The organism is Bordetella genomosp. 9 (genome assembly GCF_002261425.1).
In the GTDB taxonomy this organism is placed as follows: Bacteria; Pseudomonadota; Gammaproteobacteria; order Burkholderiales; family Burkholderiaceae_B; genus Bordetella_C.
Genome location: NZ_NEVJ01000001.1, coordinates 825,571 through 841,146 on the forward strand (window position 1 = coordinate 825,571; position 15,576 = coordinate 841,146).

Annotated in this window: 14 protein-coding genes; 8 read left to right on the top strand and 6 right to left on the bottom strand. The window is 63.4% G+C overall.

Features of this window, described 5'->3' with window-relative positions; all coding sequences use genetic code 11:
* Positions 1–2 precede the first annotated feature (2 nt).
* Entirely contained in the window at positions 3–2,669 is a 2,667-nt protein-coding gene (gene acnA, locus CAL26_RS03710) for an aconitate hydratase AcnA (RefSeq protein ID WP_094845546.1), read from the bottom strand.
* Positions 2,670–2,813: 144 nt separating this feature from the next.
* Here acnA and CAL26_RS03715 point away from each other — a divergent pair, with 144 nt between their 5' ends.
* Together CAL26_RS03715 and CAL26_RS03720 are read left to right on the top strand one after the other, a co-directional pair.
* On the top strand, positions 2,814–3,704 hold the full coding sequence (locus tag CAL26_RS03715; RefSeq protein WP_094845547.1) for a LysR family transcriptional regulator: 891 nt from the start codon (positions 2,814–2,816) through the stop codon (positions 3,702–3,704).
* A 105-nt stretch (positions 3,705–3,809) separates the two neighbouring features.
* Entirely contained in the window at positions 3,810–4,181 is a 372-nt protein-coding gene (locus CAL26_RS03720) for a YciI family protein (RefSeq protein ID WP_094845548.1), read from the top strand.
* Positions 4,182–4,246: 65 nt separating this feature from the next.
* Here CAL26_RS03720 and CAL26_RS03725 read toward each other — a convergent pair whose 3' ends face one another.
* Positions 4,247–5,191 carry a LysR family transcriptional regulator gene (locus CAL26_RS03725; RefSeq protein ID WP_094845549.1) on the bottom strand — a complete coding sequence of 315 codons (945 nt, stop codon included), beginning with the start codon at positions 5,189–5,191 and terminating at the stop codon, positions 4,247–4,249.
* A gap of 129 nt (positions 5,192–5,320) precedes the next feature.
* Here CAL26_RS03725 and CAL26_RS03730 point away from each other — a divergent pair, with 129 nt between their 5' ends.
* Both CAL26_RS03730 and CAL26_RS03735 read left to right on the top strand, forming a co-directional pair.
* Positions 5,321–6,757: an NAD-dependent succinate-semialdehyde dehydrogenase gene (locus CAL26_RS03730; RefSeq protein ID WP_094845550.1), complete on the top strand. Its 1,437-nt coding sequence runs from the start codon at positions 5,321–5,323 to the stop codon at positions 6,755–6,757.
* Positions 6,758–6,773: 16 nt separating this feature from the next.
* The gene (locus CAL26_RS03735; RefSeq protein WP_094845551.1) at positions 6,774–7,763 is read left to right on the top strand and encodes an NAD(P)H-quinone oxidoreductase; all 990 of its coding nucleotides are present in this window, start codon (positions 6,774–6,776) and stop codon (positions 7,761–7,763) included.
* 5 nt (positions 7,764–7,768) lie between these two features.
* Here CAL26_RS03735 and CAL26_RS03740 read toward each other — a convergent pair whose 3' ends face one another.
* Entirely contained in the window at positions 7,769–8,674 is a 906-nt protein-coding gene (locus CAL26_RS03740; protein ID WP_094845552.1) for a LysR family transcriptional regulator, read from the bottom strand.
* Between the two features lie 128 nt (positions 8,675–8,802).
* Here CAL26_RS03740 and CAL26_RS03745 point away from each other — a divergent pair, with 128 nt between their 5' ends.
* Positions 8,803–9,603, top strand: a complete 801-nt coding sequence (locus tag CAL26_RS03745; RefSeq protein ID WP_094845553.1) for a class I SAM-dependent methyltransferase — start codon at positions 8,803–8,805, stop codon at positions 9,601–9,603.
* Between the two features lie 5 nt (positions 9,604–9,608).
* Here CAL26_RS03745 and CAL26_RS03750 read toward each other — a convergent pair whose 3' ends face one another.
* The 3 genes from CAL26_RS03750 to CAL26_RS03760 all read right to left on the bottom strand — a co-directional run bounded on the left by CAL26_RS03750 (position 9,609) and on the right by CAL26_RS03760 (position 12,170).
* Positions 9,609–10,955, bottom strand: coding sequence for a HipA domain-containing protein (locus CAL26_RS03750; RefSeq protein ID WP_094845554.1), 1,347 nt, complete (start codon positions 10,953–10,955; stop codon positions 9,609–9,611).
* Entirely contained in the window at positions 10,955–11,260 is a 306-nt protein-coding gene (locus tag CAL26_RS03755; protein ID WP_094845555.1) for a helix-turn-helix domain-containing protein, read from the bottom strand. The genes CAL26_RS03750 and CAL26_RS03755 overlap by 1 nt, the downstream gene beginning before the upstream one ends.
* A gap of 211 nt (positions 11,261–11,471) precedes the next feature.
* Positions 11,472–12,170, bottom strand: coding sequence for a GntR family transcriptional regulator (locus CAL26_RS03760; RefSeq protein WP_094845556.1), 699 nt, complete (start codon positions 12,168–12,170; stop codon positions 11,472–11,474).
* Between the two features lie 206 nt (positions 12,171–12,376).
* Between CAL26_RS03760 and CAL26_RS03765 the strand changes: the two genes are divergently transcribed.
* The 3 genes from CAL26_RS03765 to CAL26_RS03775 all read left to right on the top strand — a co-directional run bounded on the left by CAL26_RS03765 (position 12,377) and on the right by CAL26_RS03775 (position 15,568).
* The gene (locus CAL26_RS03765; RefSeq protein WP_094845557.1) at positions 12,377–13,720 is read left to right on the top strand and encodes an MFS transporter; all 1,344 of its coding nucleotides are present in this window, start codon (positions 12,377–12,379) and stop codon (positions 13,718–13,720) included.
* A complete protein-coding gene (locus tag CAL26_RS03770; RefSeq protein ID WP_094845558.1) occupies positions 13,713–14,480 on the top strand; it encodes an SDR family NAD(P)-dependent oxidoreductase in 768 nt (255 codons plus the stop codon). The genes CAL26_RS03765 and CAL26_RS03770 overlap by 8 nt, the downstream gene beginning before the upstream one ends.
* 83 nt (positions 14,481–14,563) lie before the next feature.
* The gene (locus CAL26_RS03775; RefSeq protein ID WP_256987942.1) at positions 14,564–15,568 is read left to right on the top strand and encodes a Bug family tripartite tricarboxylate transporter substrate binding protein; all 1,005 of its coding nucleotides are present in this window, start codon (positions 14,564–14,566) and stop codon (positions 15,566–15,568) included.
* Positions 15,569–15,576: the final 8 nt, after the last annotated feature.

Here is a 15,576-nt window from a genome sequence, read left to right on the forward strand (position 1 = left end):
GATCAGGCGTGGCCGGCGCCACCCACATGGCGGGCGAGCCGCTGCCTCAGCACGTAAGGCAGGATGCCCCCATTCCTGAAATAAGCCTCTTCGATCGCCGAGTCGATACGCGCCCGCAACGGCACCCGCACGGTTTCCCCATCACGACGATGGATAAGCAGATCGAGAACCTGGCCGGTGCGGACATGGTCCATGTTCCCGTCCACGTCGAAGGTCTCATCCCCCACCAGCCCCAGGGTCTGCGCGCTGACACCCTCGGGAAGCTCCAGCGGCAGTATTCCCATGCCGACCAGATTGCTGCGGTGGATGCGTTCGAAACTGCGCGCGATCACGGCGCGTACGCCCAGCAGGCTGGGGCCTTTGGCCGCCCAGTCGCGGCTGGAGCCGTTGCCGTATTCCTCGCCCGCGAAGACGATCATCGGCACGCCTTCGGCGGCGTATTGCGTGGCGGCTTCGAAGATACTCATGCGTTGGCCGTCCGGCTGGTGCAAGGTCACGCTGCCCACCTCGTCGACCATCAGGTTGCGGATGCGAACGTTCGCGAAGCTGCTGCGCACCATGACGCGGTCCTGTGCGCGGCGCGAGATATAGCTGTTGAAATCGCGCGGCTGCACGCCCAGCGATATCAGGAATTTTCCGGATTCGGATTCGGATGGGATCGAACCGCCGGGATTGATGTGATCGGTGGTGACCGAATCGCCCAGGATCGCCAGCGCGCGAGCGCCCTTGATCTCGCCTTTGGAGGGAATATCGAGCGTGACGCCGTCGAAGAAGGGCGGCCGCTTCAGATAGGTCGAACTGTCGTTCCACACGAACAGGTCGCCCTTGGGCGCGGGCAGCGCTTCCCATAGATCATTGTTCCGCCCCGTCTGGGCATAGATGGCGAGCACATGCTGGGGGTCCTGCGCGACGGGCAGCACCTGCGCCATTTCTCCCGCCGTGGGCCAAAGATCGGCCAGGTAGACCTTCTTGCCGTCCGGCCCGACGCCCAGCGCGTCACTGGCCGGATCGAAATCCGCCTTGCCCGCGATGGCGAATGCCACCACCAGCGGCGGGCTCATCAGGAAGTTTGCCTTGATGGCCTGGTGGATACGCGCTTCGAAATTCCGGTTGCCCGACAGGACCGCGGCCACGGTCAGGTTGCCGGCGTTGATCTGTTCGAGAATCTTCGCATCCAGCGGGCCGGAGTTGCCCATGCAGGTCGCGCAGCCGTAGCCCGCGACGTTGAAGCCCAGCGCGTCCAGATACTGCGCCAGGCCGGTCGCCTGCAGATACGAGGTCACGACACGCGAGCCGGGCGTGAAGGATGTCTTGACCTGCGGCGCGGCCCGCAAGCCCTTTTCGACGGCTTTCCTGGCCAGGATACCCGCCGCCAGCATCAGCTGGGGATTGGACGTATTGGTACAGGAGGTGATCGCCGCCAGGACGATATCGCCGTTGCGCAATGCCTTGCCGGCGCCCGGTCCGGCGGAGGCTTCCTGGGGCAACAGGGCGCGCACCTTTTCCTTCAGGTCGCCCAGCGCGATACGGTCCTGCGGACGTGATGGCCCGGCCACGCTCGGCACGACGGAAGCGAGGTCGATATGGACGATATCGGTGTAGTCGATCTGGCCCAGCGACGGCATGCCGAACATGCCCTGGGCCTGGAAATAGGCCTTCAAGGCCGCGATCTCCGCCTTCGTACGGCCGGTGGCTTTCAGGTAGTCCAGCGTATTGGCATCGACCGGGAAAAACGCCGCCGTCGCGCCGTATTCGGGCGCCATGTTCGATATCGTGGCGCGGTCCGGCGCGGTCAGGGCCGCGGCGCCGGGGCCGAAGAACTCGACGAACTTGCCCACCACCTTCCTGGCGCGCAAGGCCTGGACCACCGTCAGCACGATATCCGTGGCCACGATTCCCGGGGCGGGCGCGCCGGTAAGCTCCACGCCGATCACGTCGGGCGCGACCAGGTACATCGGTTCGCCCAGCATGGCGGCTTCCGCTTCGATGCCGCCGACACCCCAACCCAATACGCCGATGCCGTTGACCATGGGCGTATGGCTGTCGGTACCGACCAGCGAATCGAAATACGTCACGCCGTTTTTCTGGTGCACGCCGCGCGCCAGGTTCTCGAGATTCACCTGATGGACGATGCCCGAGCCTGGCGGAAAGATGCGGAAGGCCTTGAATGCGTTGGCCGCCCATTTCAGGAACGAATACCTTTCCGCATTGCGCTCGTATTCGATTTCCATATTCAGCTTGAGCGCATCGGCGGAACCTGCATGTTCGACGATGATGGAATGGTCGACGACCAGGTCGACCGGCACCAGGGGCTCGATGTCACCCGGCACCATACCGAGCTCGGCGGCGGCCTCGCGCATGGCCGCCAGGTCCGCCAACAGCGGCACGCCCGAAGAGTCCGGCGCCACGATGCGCGACACCACGAACGGGACTTCGCCGCTGCGCTCGCCATTGGGCTGCCAACCGGCCAATTGGCGCAGATGGTGCTCCTGCACGCTGGCGCCGTTCAAATTGCGCAGCACCGATTCCAGGATCACGCGTATCGAATGCGGCAAACGGGAAATCTTCCCCAGCCCCATCTCCTCGAGCACGGGCAGCGAGTAGTAGCGGCTGTCGGGACTGCCTTCGATGGAAAGCGGACGCAGGGTGTGGGCGGGTTGGAAGGCCATGGTCTCCTCGCTATTCGAATGTGCGAGCCGATCGCTCGCATTGCAGGGCCCGGCGTGTGTGCGCGGGCGCGAATCAGCCGAGTCTAGGGAATGCGTGGCTATCCGTCTAATATATTGTGTTGGCACATCTGATACTTAAAAGATATGGAGCTGCGTCACCTCCGGTATTTCGTCGCCGTCGCCGAGGAACTGCATTTCACGCGGGCGGCGCAGCGCATCGGTATCGCCCAGCCGCCGCTGACGGCCCAGATCAAGGCGCTGGAAAGCGAACTGGGCGTGCAGCTGTTCAATCGCCAGCCCGGGCGGGTCAGCCTGACGCTGCCCGGCCAGGTTTATCTGGAAGAAGCGCGGGCGATCCTGGAGCACGTCAACCGCGCCGCCCTGCGCTGCCAGCTCAGCGCGCAAGGCGTGGTGGGAAGAATCAGCGTCGGCTTCACGGAATCGGCCTCGTTCCGGGCCGAGGTCACGACCGCGCTACAACGCTATCGCAGCCTCTACCCGCGCGTCGAAATCTCCTTGGAGGAAAGCCGCACGGGGCCGCTCATGGACGCCCTGCGCCAGGGCCGCATCGACGTCGCGTTCGTGCGGCTGCCGATAGGCGACGACAGCGGCATCACGTTTTCCTTGCTCTCGACCGAACCCTTGATGGCGGTCGTCCCCAAAGGCCACCCGTTGGACGGTCGTCAGACCGTGCGCCTGGAAGACCTGCGCGAGGAACTGTTCGTGCTCTATCCGCGCTCCAACCGGTCCGGCGTGCCGGAAATGATCGTCTCCGCTTGCGAGGCCAGGGGGTTCAGTCCCAAGGTGGTACAGCACGCGCCGCAGGTCTCGTCGACGATCAACCTGGTCGCCAGCGGCCTGGGCATTTCCATCGTGCCGGCATGCATGCGCGGTACCCGATCGGACGACGTGCACTACATCTTCCTGGAAGACGCCGGCCTGGTCGCCAGCCTGGGCATGGCGCATCGTTCGAGCGAACTGTCGCCCGCGCTGCGGAATTTTGTCGAGCTGGTGTTGAGCGGCGTGTCGGGGTGACAACGCGGTTGCTGTTTCAGGCGCGCCGCTGAAGATTTTCGCCGCGCATGTCGATTTCTCATCCCCAGGTTCGTCGTTGGTGTATCACCACCCTAAGGATCTCCCATGAAATATCTCGGCCTGGCCTACTTCACCCCCGAAAAATTCGCCGCGATGGCCCCCGAAGACGTCAAGGCATTGGTCAGCCAATGCCCGCCCTTGGATGAGAAGATGCGCGCCACCGGCAAGGTCCTGGTTTCCGCGTCGCTGGGCGACCTCGAGAACTGGAAGACGCTGCGTCCGAGCGGCGGCCAGACGCGCATCACCGATGGACCCTATGCCGAGACCAAGGAAGTGGTGGGAGGCCTGTTCATCATCGAGGCGGATAGCCAGGACGAGGCGTTGCGCATCGCGTCCATGCATCCTGCCGCCACGCTGGGCGAGGAGGGTGGATGGGCCGTCGAGCTGATTCCGATGGATTTCTATCTGGTTCCATGAGGTAACCGATGAGTTGGGCGTCAGCCGGCATCGGAGATGGCAAGGCCAAGGACGATGCCGGACATTCAAGCCGTCTCTTTGGTCGCGATGCCCAATTCAGAGGCATCGCGCTCAAGTTGCTCGCCAACATGCTGCCTCAGTGTCTCCACAAAGAGCTTGATCTTCGCATCGACGAATTGCCGCGAGGAATATAGCGCGTACACGTTGCGCTGGTTCGTGTAATACCCCGGCAATACGCGCACCAACGTACCTCTGCGCAGGTCTTCGATCGCGGAGTATCCCGCGAGCAGGCCTATCCCGGCGCCGTCGCGTAGCGCCGTGGCCATGGCATCCATGTCGTTCAACCCCAGGTGTCCGCCCGTCGGCCTATGGGTAAACGCGCCGTGTTCCCCTTCCAGGTGCCACTCGTCCGGCGCATAGTCCACCGTGGTCAGCCACAGGCAGGCATGCTGCGCCAGATCCTCGGGATTATGCACAGGGGGATGCTGTTCAAGATACGCGGGCGACGCGACCATTACGCAGTGGCTGACGCCTATCTTCTGGCTGACATAGGCCGAGTCCGGCAGGGTGCGCGAGATCACGATCCCGACATCAAGCTGATCTTCGAGCAGGTTCGGCATCCGCTGCGATAGAAAAAGGTCGACCGAGACGTCGGGGTAGGCCTTTCTGTAGGCCAGGGCGGCGCGTGTGACAAGCGTGCGGCCCAGGCCGGGGATCGCATGCACACGCAATACGCCCCTTGGAGTAGCCGTTGCGTGGCTGGCTTCTGCTTCGGCCTGCTCGACGTCGCCCAGGATCGCGATGCATCGGTCATAGAAGCGATGCCCCACATCGGTCACGACCAGGCGGCGGGTGGAGCGCTGAATCAGGCGTGCATTCAGGCCTTCTTCCAGCACCGTGACGGCGCGCGAAATGTTGCCGACCGTGGTGGAAAGATGGTTGGCCACGGCGGTGAAACTGCCCATCTCCACCACTTTCGCGAAAACCGACATGTTGTATAGCTTGTCCATCCTGCGTCCATGTTGTGCGTGCGACTTTTTCCCTGGGAGGGAAAGTCATTCCTTCGTGCGGGGCTAAATCCGCACGCCCCTCGCGCCTAGACTTCGCTGTATCGATCGATCTTATCGGAGGTTTCAGCGATGAACGGCAATTATGACCCCCTTTATCTGTTTATTGACGGCGAATGGATGGGTGCGAACGGACGCGACACGGCTGGTGTGATCAACCCCGCCACGCGGCAGGAGCTGGGCCGCGTGCCCCTGGCGACGTTGGCGGACCTGGACCGGGCGCTCCTGGCGACGGTGCCGGCCTTCAAGGCCTGGCGCACGACGTTTCCCAACGAGCGCGCTCGCGTCCTGAAGCGCGCGGCGGAATTGATGCGCGAACGCGCCCCGCACATCGCTACCCTGATGACACTCGAAGAAGGCAAGCCCCTGGCCGAAAGCCGCGACGAAGTGCAGCGCGCCGCCGACTATTTCGAATGGTTTGCCGAAGAAGCGAAACGGATCGATGGCCGCGTGGTGCCGGGCAACCGGCCGGGTGTGCAGCAATTGGTCAAGCGGCAGGCAATCGGGCCGGTGGCGGCGTTCACACCCTGGAATTTTCCCGCGATTACCCCTGCGCGCAAACTGGCCGCCGCATTGGCGGCCGGGTGCAGCGTGATTATCAAGCCGGGCGAAGAAAGCCCGGCAACCGCGCTGGCGCTGGCGCGCGCGCTGGACGACGCGGGCTTGCCCAAAGGCGTACTGCAAGTGGCGTTCGGCATTCCGGACGAGGTTTCCCGGCACCTGATTGCGTCACCGGTTATTCGCAAGGTGACGTTTACCGGTTCCGTGCCGATAGGCCGCTTGTTGTCGGCGCGTGCCGCGGAAGGCGTGAAACCCATCACCCTGGAGCTTGGCGGCCACGGACCGGTGCTGGTATTCAACGATGCCGACGTCCAGCGCGCGGCGGTCGAGGGCGCTGCCAACCGCTTTCGCGGCACCGGCCAGGTCTGCATTTCGTCCACGCGGTTTCTGGTCCAGCGCGGCGTCTACGACGAGTTCCGCGAACATTTCGTCAAGGCCGCCCGCGCCTTGAAGGTCGGTAATGGCCTTGAACCCGGGACGCAAGTCGGCCCCTTGGCCAACCCGCGCCAGTTGGAGAAGATGCAGGCCTTGATTGCCGATGCGCTGGCATGCGGCGCGACGGTATTGACGGGGGGAAAGGCAATCGACGGAGAAGGTTATTTCTTCGAGCCGACGGTGCTGGCCGATGTGCCGATGCACGCGAAGATCATGCACGAGGAGCCGTTCGGCCCGATCGCGGTGCTGATGGCCTTCGATGCACTCGCGGACGGTTTGCGCGAAGCAAACCGGCTGCCCTATGGCTTGTCAGCCTACGCATTCACCCGCGATGCCCGTACGGCGATCGATGTGGCCGACGGCCTGGAGGCCGGAATGATCGGCATCAACCAATACCGTATCGTCGCCACGGAGCTGCCCTTCGGTGGAATGAAGGAAAGCGGGCATGGCTCGGAAGGCGGCGTCGAAGGCATCGAGTACTACCTCACGCACAAGTTCATCAGTCAAGCCTGAAACCGGAGCATAGGCAATGAGAGCGATTGTTTTCAATCAGTTTGGAGATGCCGACGTACTGCAGGTCGCGGAGGTTGAGCCGCCCGAAATGCGGCCCGACGATCTCATCGTCCGCGTTCACGCCGCCGGCGTGAATCGCGCCGACCTGACCCATCGCCGTGGCGGCTATGGCCGTCCGAACTTTGGCGACTCGACCATCATGGGCCTGGAGATAGCCGGCGAGGTGCTGCGGGCCGGTAGCGCCGTACGGGGCTTCAAGGCCGGCGACCGCGTGATGGGCGTGGTGGGCGGTGGCGCCTATGCGGAATTGGCCAGATTGGACTGGCGCATGGCCTTGCCGATCCCGAAGGGACTGGACTATGTCCACGCCGCCGCCATACCCGAAGTGTTCGTGACCGCACACGAAGCCATGCTGCACCTGGGGCGCCTGAAGGCCGGCGATTCCGTGCTGATCCACGCGGCGGCGGGCGGGGTGGGGTCCGCGGCGGTGCAGCTTGCCCGTGCCACGGGCGCCACCGTGTACGCCACGGCCGATGCCGGCAAGCTTGGGCAGGTCAAGCGATTGGGTGCGGACTGCGTGATCGATTACCGCACGCAGGATTTTTCGCAGGTCGTGGCCGAGCAGACGTCGGGGCAAGGCGTGGATGTCGTGATCGACTTCATAGGCGCGCCTTATTTTGCGCGCAACATTGCCTCGCTGGCCAACGGCGGGCGGCTGGTTCAGGTGGGCATTCTGGGCGGCGGCGGCCAGGTCAATATCGCCATGGAGGACATCCTGTACCGCCATCTGCAGATTCTAGGCACGGTCATGAAGTCGCGTCCGCGGGTCGACAAGCACGCGATGGTGCAGCGCTTTCGAGAGCACTGGCTGGACCGATTTTCAAGCGACGCGGGGGTGGTGCCCGTGGTTGACAGCACCTACCCGCTCGAACGCGCGGCTGATGCGCATCGCAGGATGGAGTCGGCTCAGAACGTGGGCAAGATCATCCTGACGATGACTGCCTGACATGGTCAGGGGCGCCCGGCGTTCTTGGCGGTCCTGGCCGCCATGTCCGCCAGCCGTTCGGCCGGCGCGGATAGGGTTCGGCGATAAACCAGGGTCAGCGGAATCGTGAAAGCGGAAGCCCGCGCCAACTGGCGATAGGCGACGCTCTCCTGATGCACGGCGCCGATCGCCTGCGGAACGATGGTGATGCCTCTACCCGCGGAAACGAGCGTGACGGCGGAAAGCAGCCGCGGCACGTCGGCGACGATGCGGGGCGTGTAGCCTGCCTTGCGGCACGCCGGCATGAGTTCATCCTGGATGCCGGGGCCGTCCGCGCGGCGGTAGAAGATCCACGGTTCGTCAGCCAGTTCTTCCAACGAAATTGCCTTGCGCCGTTTCGCCAGCCGGTGGCCGACGGGCAAGGCGACGACCATGGGTTCCTTATCCAGGATCACCGAACGCAGGGCAGGGTAGCGGTCGGTCGTCGAGCGGACGAAGGCGGCATCCAGGGATTCGTTCGCTACCGCTTCCAGGAGGTCGCGGGTGGCGTTCTCCTGGAACTCCAGGTCGACCTGAGGGTGCTTTTCGTTGAATGCACGAAGTAGTTTCGGAACGAGCGGATGCAGCGATGCAGAGCTGGTGTAGCCGAAGGCGATGCGGCCGGATTCGCCACGGGATGCCTGGCGGACTCTTGCGACGGCGGCTTCGGCTTCGGCCAGCAGGCGTCGTGCGTCTTTCAGGAAGACCTGTCCGCTGGCGTTCAGCCTGATGCTGCGCGGCGTGCGGTCGAATAGCTGCACGCCCAGTTCGCGTTCCAGGTCGCGGATCTGCTGGCTCAGCGGCGGCTGCTGTATGCCCAGGCGCTGCGCGGCGCGGGTCATATGCTGCTCCTCCGCCGCTGCCACGAAGTACCGAAGATGACGCAGTTCCATCGCCTGCCTTGCAGATGTAGAAGATATTCATTTGGTACGAACAATATATTTTACATATCTCACCAGAGCGTCCAGAATCTTCGTTGCGTATATCAGCCAGGACGCAAAGGCCTCAGCCGGAGTAAAGAATGAGCATCGATTTCCACTCGGAAGCAGTGAAGGACACGTATGCCAACCGCGATGCGCATGCGGATTGGACTCAGGCAATCGAGGGACTGCTACAGCCCACGGGCAAACGTGTGGTGGACGTGGGCTGCGGCGGCGGGATCTATACGCTGGCCTGGGCGAATCTGGGCGCCGCGCATGTCACAGGTGTCGACTTCTCCGAAGTGATGATCGATACCGCGTCGAAGCAGGCGCAGGATCGCGCCGACCTGGCGTTCAAGGTGGGCGCTTCCGACGCCACGGGTTTGCCGACTGCTAGCGCCGACGTCGTGTTCCAGCGGGCGCTGATCCATCATCTGAGGGAGTACATGGATACCTTCCGCGAAGCGGCGCGCCTGCTGGCGCCAGGCGGAATGCTGCTGGTGCAGGATCGCACGGTCGATGACGTGAGTCTTCCCGGTTCGCCCCGGCACATACGCGGCTACTTCTTCGAATGCTTCCCGCGCCTGTCCGCCTTCGAATCCGGCCGGCGCCCCGCCGACGCCCGCGTTCGCGTCGCATTGGACGAAGCGGGCTTCGTCAACACCGAATCGCGCACCTGGTGGGAGATACGCAAAACCTATGACGACTTCGAGTCCCTGGCCAGCGATCTACGCGCGCGTACCGGACGATCCATCCTGCATGAATTGAGCGACGACGAACTCGAACAACTGATCGCCTTCATCCACGAACGCCTGCCCGCGGGCGAGCGGATCGTCGAACAGGACAGATGGACCCTGTGGTCGGCGACCAAGCCGGCTGCTAGCGGAAGCCAACAGGGATAAACGCTTCACAACAGGTTTGGATCGACCTTAGGGATCTGGGGCGCGACTTTTAGTAGACGTCCGGCTTGGCCGATCACAAATTGCGCGATCCGTCGCACCATAACTCGTTCGGCATCCGTGTAAACCTCGCTTTCGGCTAGGACTGGTGCCAATTCCTGTGCTCGCCGCGCCATCCGAGTGAGCTCGCGCGCCACCAGCATCGCCTGCATGCCCGTGCGGTGCGCAAAATCAGCCAAGTCGTATGGTGTTACGGCTTCACAGTGAAATTCGTCGCCGTACCCCATGGCCATTTCCTGTTCGACTGCTTGGCCATAGGCATGAACGCAGACCAGATCGTAGAGCTTTGCCGGCGAAAGTCCGGCGTCATTCAAGAAGAATGAAAGATTCTTGCCGTGCGCGTCGCTGTTCCCTATCAGCAACTGCAGAATCGCCCAGCGCAGGAAGAACAAACGAGTAATCACCGGACTCGCGAAGCTTTTCGCTAAAGCGAACAGCTTCTCAAAGCTCACGCCATCCCGGATATGCTTGACGTGTTCAGTACTGCCCATATTGCGTTCGTACTTGAGTGCGACCGGCAAGTCCAATGCCTGACAGGCGTCGATAACATGCAGACGGCGTACGGCGGCAACGAGTTGGCCGTTTTCCGCTAGCTTTACCTTCCGGTCAAACCGCTCGATGAGAAGAATGGGATCTGGAATGCGCCGGATCCGAACAGGTGCAGCCGGCAGCCCCATGCGAAAGGCGAGTGTCATGCAGAAGTGCTCATTGGCCACCATGAATGGCGTGGCAGGATTGTGCGCTTCTGGCTTGAGGATGTGGGTGGATGCCAAGGGAGCTTCGGCCAAGTTGATCCGATCGCCGTCAAGCAGTACTTGCAGCTTGTCCTGGAAGCCCGCTACCGACAGTCGCACCCTGCCGTCCCAGATAGGGAAAGGGACTCGATCTCGCTCACGGATGCGGTTGCTCAACTCTTCGTCACTGATCGGCCGTCGTGATGCTTGGCGAGCGTCCTCCGAGGGTTGCACTTCTTCCGATACGAAGCTCAAAGCCCCAACGGGCTCTCTGCCCAGTAGATTGACCAAGCCGAAAATATTATTTTTGGATATCTGGTGGAAGGCGGAAGCGACGTCCAGGGCGCGACCTTCCGGCAGTAAATTCTGCAAGAACCGGGCAATCACACCAGATGCAGCGGGTTGTCCCTTTAGAGGAATGTGCGGTGACAGCGGGAAAGGCCGTGGACTAGCCAGCCAGTCTGGGTCGTAGTCGAATTCATATCGATCTTCAGCAGAGTCGAAAGCCAGGCTTCCAACGTGGCCTTGCGGTGCGAGAACGGCTAGCACGTGACGGGCCATCACATGGCGTCCTTCTCGCCATCGTCCTGCTCAAATGCGCGCAGTGCTACGTTTGCCAACGACTTATCCAAGACGAACAAGGTCAAGCCAAAACCTTCAGCCACCGCCATCAGTTTGTCGGTACCGACGGGACGGCCGTTTTCCAGCCTCGACAGGGTGTCCTTGGAGACGCCGATAAGTGCGGCGGCGTCGTCGATGCGTAGCATCGAGTGCGCTCGCCGATTTCGGATGAGCTGGCCTAGGGATTGAAGATCCGCAGCGACTGGACTTTGTTCCTCAATAGGTTTCGGAAGGGCTCGTGCCATAGTTCTGATATTCCAGGAATAAATGGCACTATACACCCAATATGGCTAGTTGTTCCGGTTTTATGAGAACTATCGGGAAAACGCAGTCGGTCCGGGTATTAATCCTGGAATGTCAGAACTATGTGACCCCTCGCGCTGGCGGGTCGAACACGGGGCTATGACGCCCTCCTCAGAAGCTCCATGGATGAGCACGGTAAGGCGAGGAAGGCCCTTAAGCTGTCGTCGCGGCGTTTTCTTCGAGATGATGCGCGGCCACCGCGCGTTGGAAGCCGCTTTCCACGTGCTGCCGCATGGCCTTGGCGGCGATGTCGGGGTCTCGGGTGGCGAGCGCATCCAGGATGGCGCGGTGTTCCGCGTGGGATGCCGAGGAGCTGCCCGCCAGTGAGAACCCACGCCTGCGCAGCAGGTGGATGCGGTTCACGACCTGCCGGTACAGGCCGAGCAGGGTGGCGTTGCCCGTCATTTCCACCAGCCGGTCGTGGAACGCCAGGTTCAATTCGAAATACCGGTTCACGCCATCGCGCGACGAGGTGCTTTCCAGTTCGGTCAGCATGGCGCCCAGTTCCGCCAGTTGTGCGTCGGTGATCCTGGGCGCCAGGCGGCGGCCGACCATTTCGTCCATGCCGGCGCGGACGTCGTACAGCTCGGCGGCTTCTTCGTCGGACAGGTCGCGGATGAAGACGCCGCGGTTTTTCTCCAGGCGGACCAGTCCGGCTTCTTCCAGCGCGCGAAAGGCCTCACGCAAGGGGCTGCGGCTGACGCCCAGGCGTTGCGAGAGTTCGCTTTCGTTCAGCCGCGATCCCACCGTCAGTTCGCCCGACTTGATGCCGCGCAGGAGTTCTTCCTGCACCAGGCCGGACAGGGTCATGGAGCGCAACAGGTCGAACGGCGACGCGGCGGTGGAGGACATGGAAGGTGCAACCTTGAGATGACAGACGACTGCGCGGGCGCCGGGAGCTGCGCGGACACCTGCGCCAATATCACGCACCAACTTCAGCGGCCGGTAAGCATAACAAAAGTACTGTATCCCGCAGATTGTCGAATCGTCGACAATCTGTAGGATGCAATCAACCCGAGGTGTTTGGCAAGTACCGGACATCCGTGGAGTCGAGACAAATGGCCGCTATCAAGGCGAAAGTATTCCGTGGCACGCCCGGCAAGGTGTTCATCCTGCTGTGCGCCATGTACTTCATCGAGTACGTGGACCGCGTGAACCTGTCGGTGGCGGCGCCGCTGATCAAGCAGGAGTTCGGGCTGAGCAATACCAGGCTGGGCGTCGCGCTGGCGGCGTTCGGCTATTGCTATGCCATCTTCCAGATCATCTGCGGCTATCTGGGCGATCGACTGGGACCGCGCCGCATGCTGGCGGTGTCGGGGCTGGTCTGGGCACTGGGTACGCTGGTGACCGGCTTCGCGACGGGACTCGGCGGCTTGATCGTCGCGCGCCTGCTCGTCGGAACGGGCGAGGGCGGCACAATCCCCGTCGCCACGCGGGCGATGAGCAACTGGGTGCCCACCAGCCGGCGCGGCTTCGCGCAGGGCTTCACGCATTCCGCATCGCGCGCGGCGGCGGCGCTGACGCCGCCGCTCGTGGTCTTCATGATTCCCTTCGTCGGCTGGCGCGGATCGTTCATGGTGATGGGCGTGGTCAGCCTGATCTGGGTCGCGCTGTGGTACGGCTATTTCCGCGACGACCCGCGCGACCATCGCGCGATCACCCAGGAAGAACTGGCGGCGCTGCCGGCTTATAGCGACGCGGCGCGCGGGCAGGACGGCACGCGGCAAGCCGTGCCCTGGCTGGCGCTGCTGCGACGCATACTGCCGGTCACCATCGTGTTCTTCGCGCACGCATGGGCGCTGTGGATGTACCTGAGCTGGCTGCCCAGCTTCTTCGTCTCGCACTTCCACATCAATCTGGAGCATTCCGCGTTCTATACCGGGGCGGTGTTCCTGGCGGCGGTGATCGGCAACACCGCCGGCGGCATGCTGACGGACAGCCTCTACACGCGCACGGGCAAGCTGAACGCCTCGCGGCGCAACGTGGTGATCCTCGGTTTCGGTGGCTCCATCCTGTTCATGTCGGGCGTGCTGTTCGTGCACGACGAAACCATCGTCGCGCTGTGCCTGGCGGCCGCGCTGTTCTTCCTGGAGTTGAGCGCGGGACCGGTGTTCGCGACACCGATGGACGTGGCGCCCGCCTACGCGGGCGTGGCGACCGGTTTCGTGAGCACGGCCGCGGGGCTCGCGGCGGTGATTTCGCCCATCACCTTCGGCTACATCGTCGACGTTACGGGTAGCTATACATCGCCTTTCGTGGTGTCGATCGCCATCCTGGTGGTCGGCATCGTGATGTCTTTCTGGATGCGGCCGGACAAGGTACTGCAGGTGCCGGCGGCCAAACCCAAGGCCCCCAGGCCGGGCGCGCCAGTGATGGAATTCAGGAGCACAGCGCATGAGTGAAGCAGTGGACCGCCCCTTGGCGGGACAGGTGGCGATCGTGACGGGCGCGGCCCGCAATATCGGCCGCGCGATCGCGGTCGAGCTGGCCAGGCAGGGCGCGGACGTGGTGGTTAACGCGCAACGGTCCGCCGCCGAAGTCGAAGAGACCGCGTCGCTGATCCGGCAAGCGGGCGCGCAAGCCCTGGTGCATCTGGCGGATATCTCCAATCCGGACGGTGCGCAGGGCCTGATCGATGTCGCCGTCGACTGCTTCGGACGGATCGACATCCTGGTCAACAACGCCGCGATTCGCCGCGAATCGCCGTTCGACGAGCTCGACTGGCGGCAATGGCGCGAGGTGACGGGCGTGATCCTGGACGGCGCGTATCTTTGCGCGCATGCCGCCGCGCCGTACATACGGCGGTCTCCGGCGGGTGCCATCGTCAACATCGGCGGCATGTCCGCGCATGGCGGATCGAGCGGGCGCGCCCACGTCATCGCCGCGAAGATGGGCCTGGTCGGCCTGACGCGCGCGCTCGCGCATGACATGAGCGGCGACGGCGTGACGGTGAATTGCGTGGTGCCGGGACTGATCGATACGGCGCGAGGGCACTCCGCGCAGGGGACGCCGGCGCACCACGCCAGGCACACGACCTTGCTGGGACGTCGCGGTACGTCGCAGGAGGTGGCCGACCTGGTGGCGTTCCTGTGCGGACCGAAAACCCGGTACCTGACGGGGCAGACGATGCATGCGAATGGCGGGGCGTATCTGGGTGGCTGAGGCTGAATGCACACCCGTACCGGGTACCTGATGGCGTGGTGCGAACGCTGCCCGGACAAAACAAGAATTTCCCTGGAGACCGAATGAAACCGACAAGCACAACCTCGCGCATCGCAGCGCGCGCGGCCGGCCTGGCCGTGGGGATCGCCATGGCGCTGGGCCCGGGCATGCAGGCCGCTCACGCCCAAACCGGCTACCCTGATCACAAGGTCCGCGTGATCGCGCCGCAAGGCGCGGGCGGCGGGGTGGACGTGGTGGGGCGCCTGCTGATGGAACAGCTGTCCCAACGGCTGGGCCAGTCCTTCTATATCGAGAACCAGGGTGGCGCGGGCGGCATCATCGGCGCGTCGGATACGGCGCGCGCGAAGCCGGACGGCTATACGTTGATGATCGCCTACGTCGCCACCCATGGCACCAATCCGGCGGTGCGCAAGACGCCCTATGACGCGGTGAAAAGCTTCACGCCCATCGCCATGATAGGCGGCACCGCCAACATGCTGCTGGTCGGCCAGCACCTGGACGTGAAGACCTTGAAGGACTTCGTGGCCTACGCCAAACAGAATCCGGACAAGCTCAGCTACGGTACGTCGGGCAACGGCACCTTGAACCACCTTGCCATGGAGCAGTTCAAGCACGTGGCGGGCTTCAATGACCTGTCGGTGCCGTACAAAAGCATGAGCGAGGCGCTGACCGATGTCATCGGCGGCCGCGTGCAGACGGTGTTCCCCGGCGTCGCGGCGGGACTGCCCGCGGTGAAGTCGGGCCGCGTCACGCCGCTGGCGGTGACGGGTGAAAAGCGCCAGGCCGTGCTGCCCGACGTCCCGACGTTCCAGGAACTGGGGTATCCGTCCATGCAGGCGCTGACGTGGTATGGCGTGGTCGGACCGGCCAAGATGCCGCAGGCCATCACCGACAAGCTCAACACGACGATCAACGACATCCTGAAATCGCCGGATTTTCAGCGAAAACTGGAGCAGATCGGTATCGAACCCATGCCCATGACGCCGCCGCAGTTCGGCGATTACATCGCCAGGGAAGTGCGCACCTGGACCCAGGTGGCGCACGACAGCAAGATCAGCATCGATTGACACAGGAA

What these genes read in the sequence shown, in the direction of transcription:
- CAL26_RS03720 (WP_094845548.1), top strand. Translation starts at nt 3,810, where the DNA reads ATGAAATATCTCGGCCTGGCCTACTTCACCCCCGAAAAATTCGCCGCG.
- CAL26_RS03750 (WP_094845554.1), bottom strand. Translation starts at nt 10,955, where the DNA reads ATGGCCCGTCACGTGCTAGCCGTTCTCGCACCGCAAGGCCACGTTGGA.
- CAL26_RS03745 (WP_094845553.1), top strand. Translation starts at nt 8,803, where the DNA reads ATGAGCATCGATTTCCACTCGGAAGCAGTGAAGGACACGTATGCCAAC.
- CAL26_RS03770 (WP_094845558.1), top strand. Translation starts at nt 13,713, where the DNA reads ATGAGTGAAGCAGTGGACCGCCCCTTGGCGGGACAGGTGGCGATCGTG.
- CAL26_RS03775 (WP_256987942.1), top strand. Translation starts at nt 14,564, where the DNA reads ATGAAACCGACAAGCACAACCTCGCGCATCGCAGCGCGCGCGGCCGGC.
- CAL26_RS03760 (WP_094845556.1), bottom strand. Translation starts at nt 12,170, where the DNA reads ATGTCCTCCACCGCCGCGTCGCCGTTCGACCTGTTGCGCTCCATGACC.
- CAL26_RS03740 (WP_094845552.1), bottom strand. Translation starts at nt 8,674, where the DNA reads ATGGAACTGCGTCATCTTCGGTACTTCGTGGCAGCGGCGGAGGAGCAG.
- acnA (WP_094845546.1), bottom strand. Translation starts at nt 2,669, where the DNA reads ATGGCCTTCCAACCCGCCCACACCCTGCGTCCGCTTTCCATCGAAGGC.
- CAL26_RS03755 (WP_094845555.1), bottom strand. Translation starts at nt 11,260, where the DNA reads ATGGCACGAGCCCTTCCGAAACCTATTGAGGAACAAAGTCCAGTCGCT.
- CAL26_RS03715 (WP_094845547.1), top strand. Translation starts at nt 2,814, where the DNA reads ATGGAGCTGCGTCACCTCCGGTATTTCGTCGCCGTCGCCGAGGAACTG.
- CAL26_RS03765 (WP_094845557.1), top strand. Translation starts at nt 12,377, where the DNA reads ATGGCCGCTATCAAGGCGAAAGTATTCCGTGGCACGCCCGGCAAGGTG.
- CAL26_RS03735 (WP_094845551.1), top strand. Translation starts at nt 6,774, where the DNA reads ATGAGAGCGATTGTTTTCAATCAGTTTGGAGATGCCGACGTACTGCAG.
- CAL26_RS03730 (WP_094845550.1), top strand. Translation starts at nt 5,321, where the DNA reads ATGAACGGCAATTATGACCCCCTTTATCTGTTTATTGACGGCGAATGG.
- CAL26_RS03725 (WP_094845549.1), bottom strand. Translation starts at nt 5,191, where the DNA reads ATGGACAAGCTATACAACATGTCGGTTTTCGCGAAAGTGGTGGAGATG.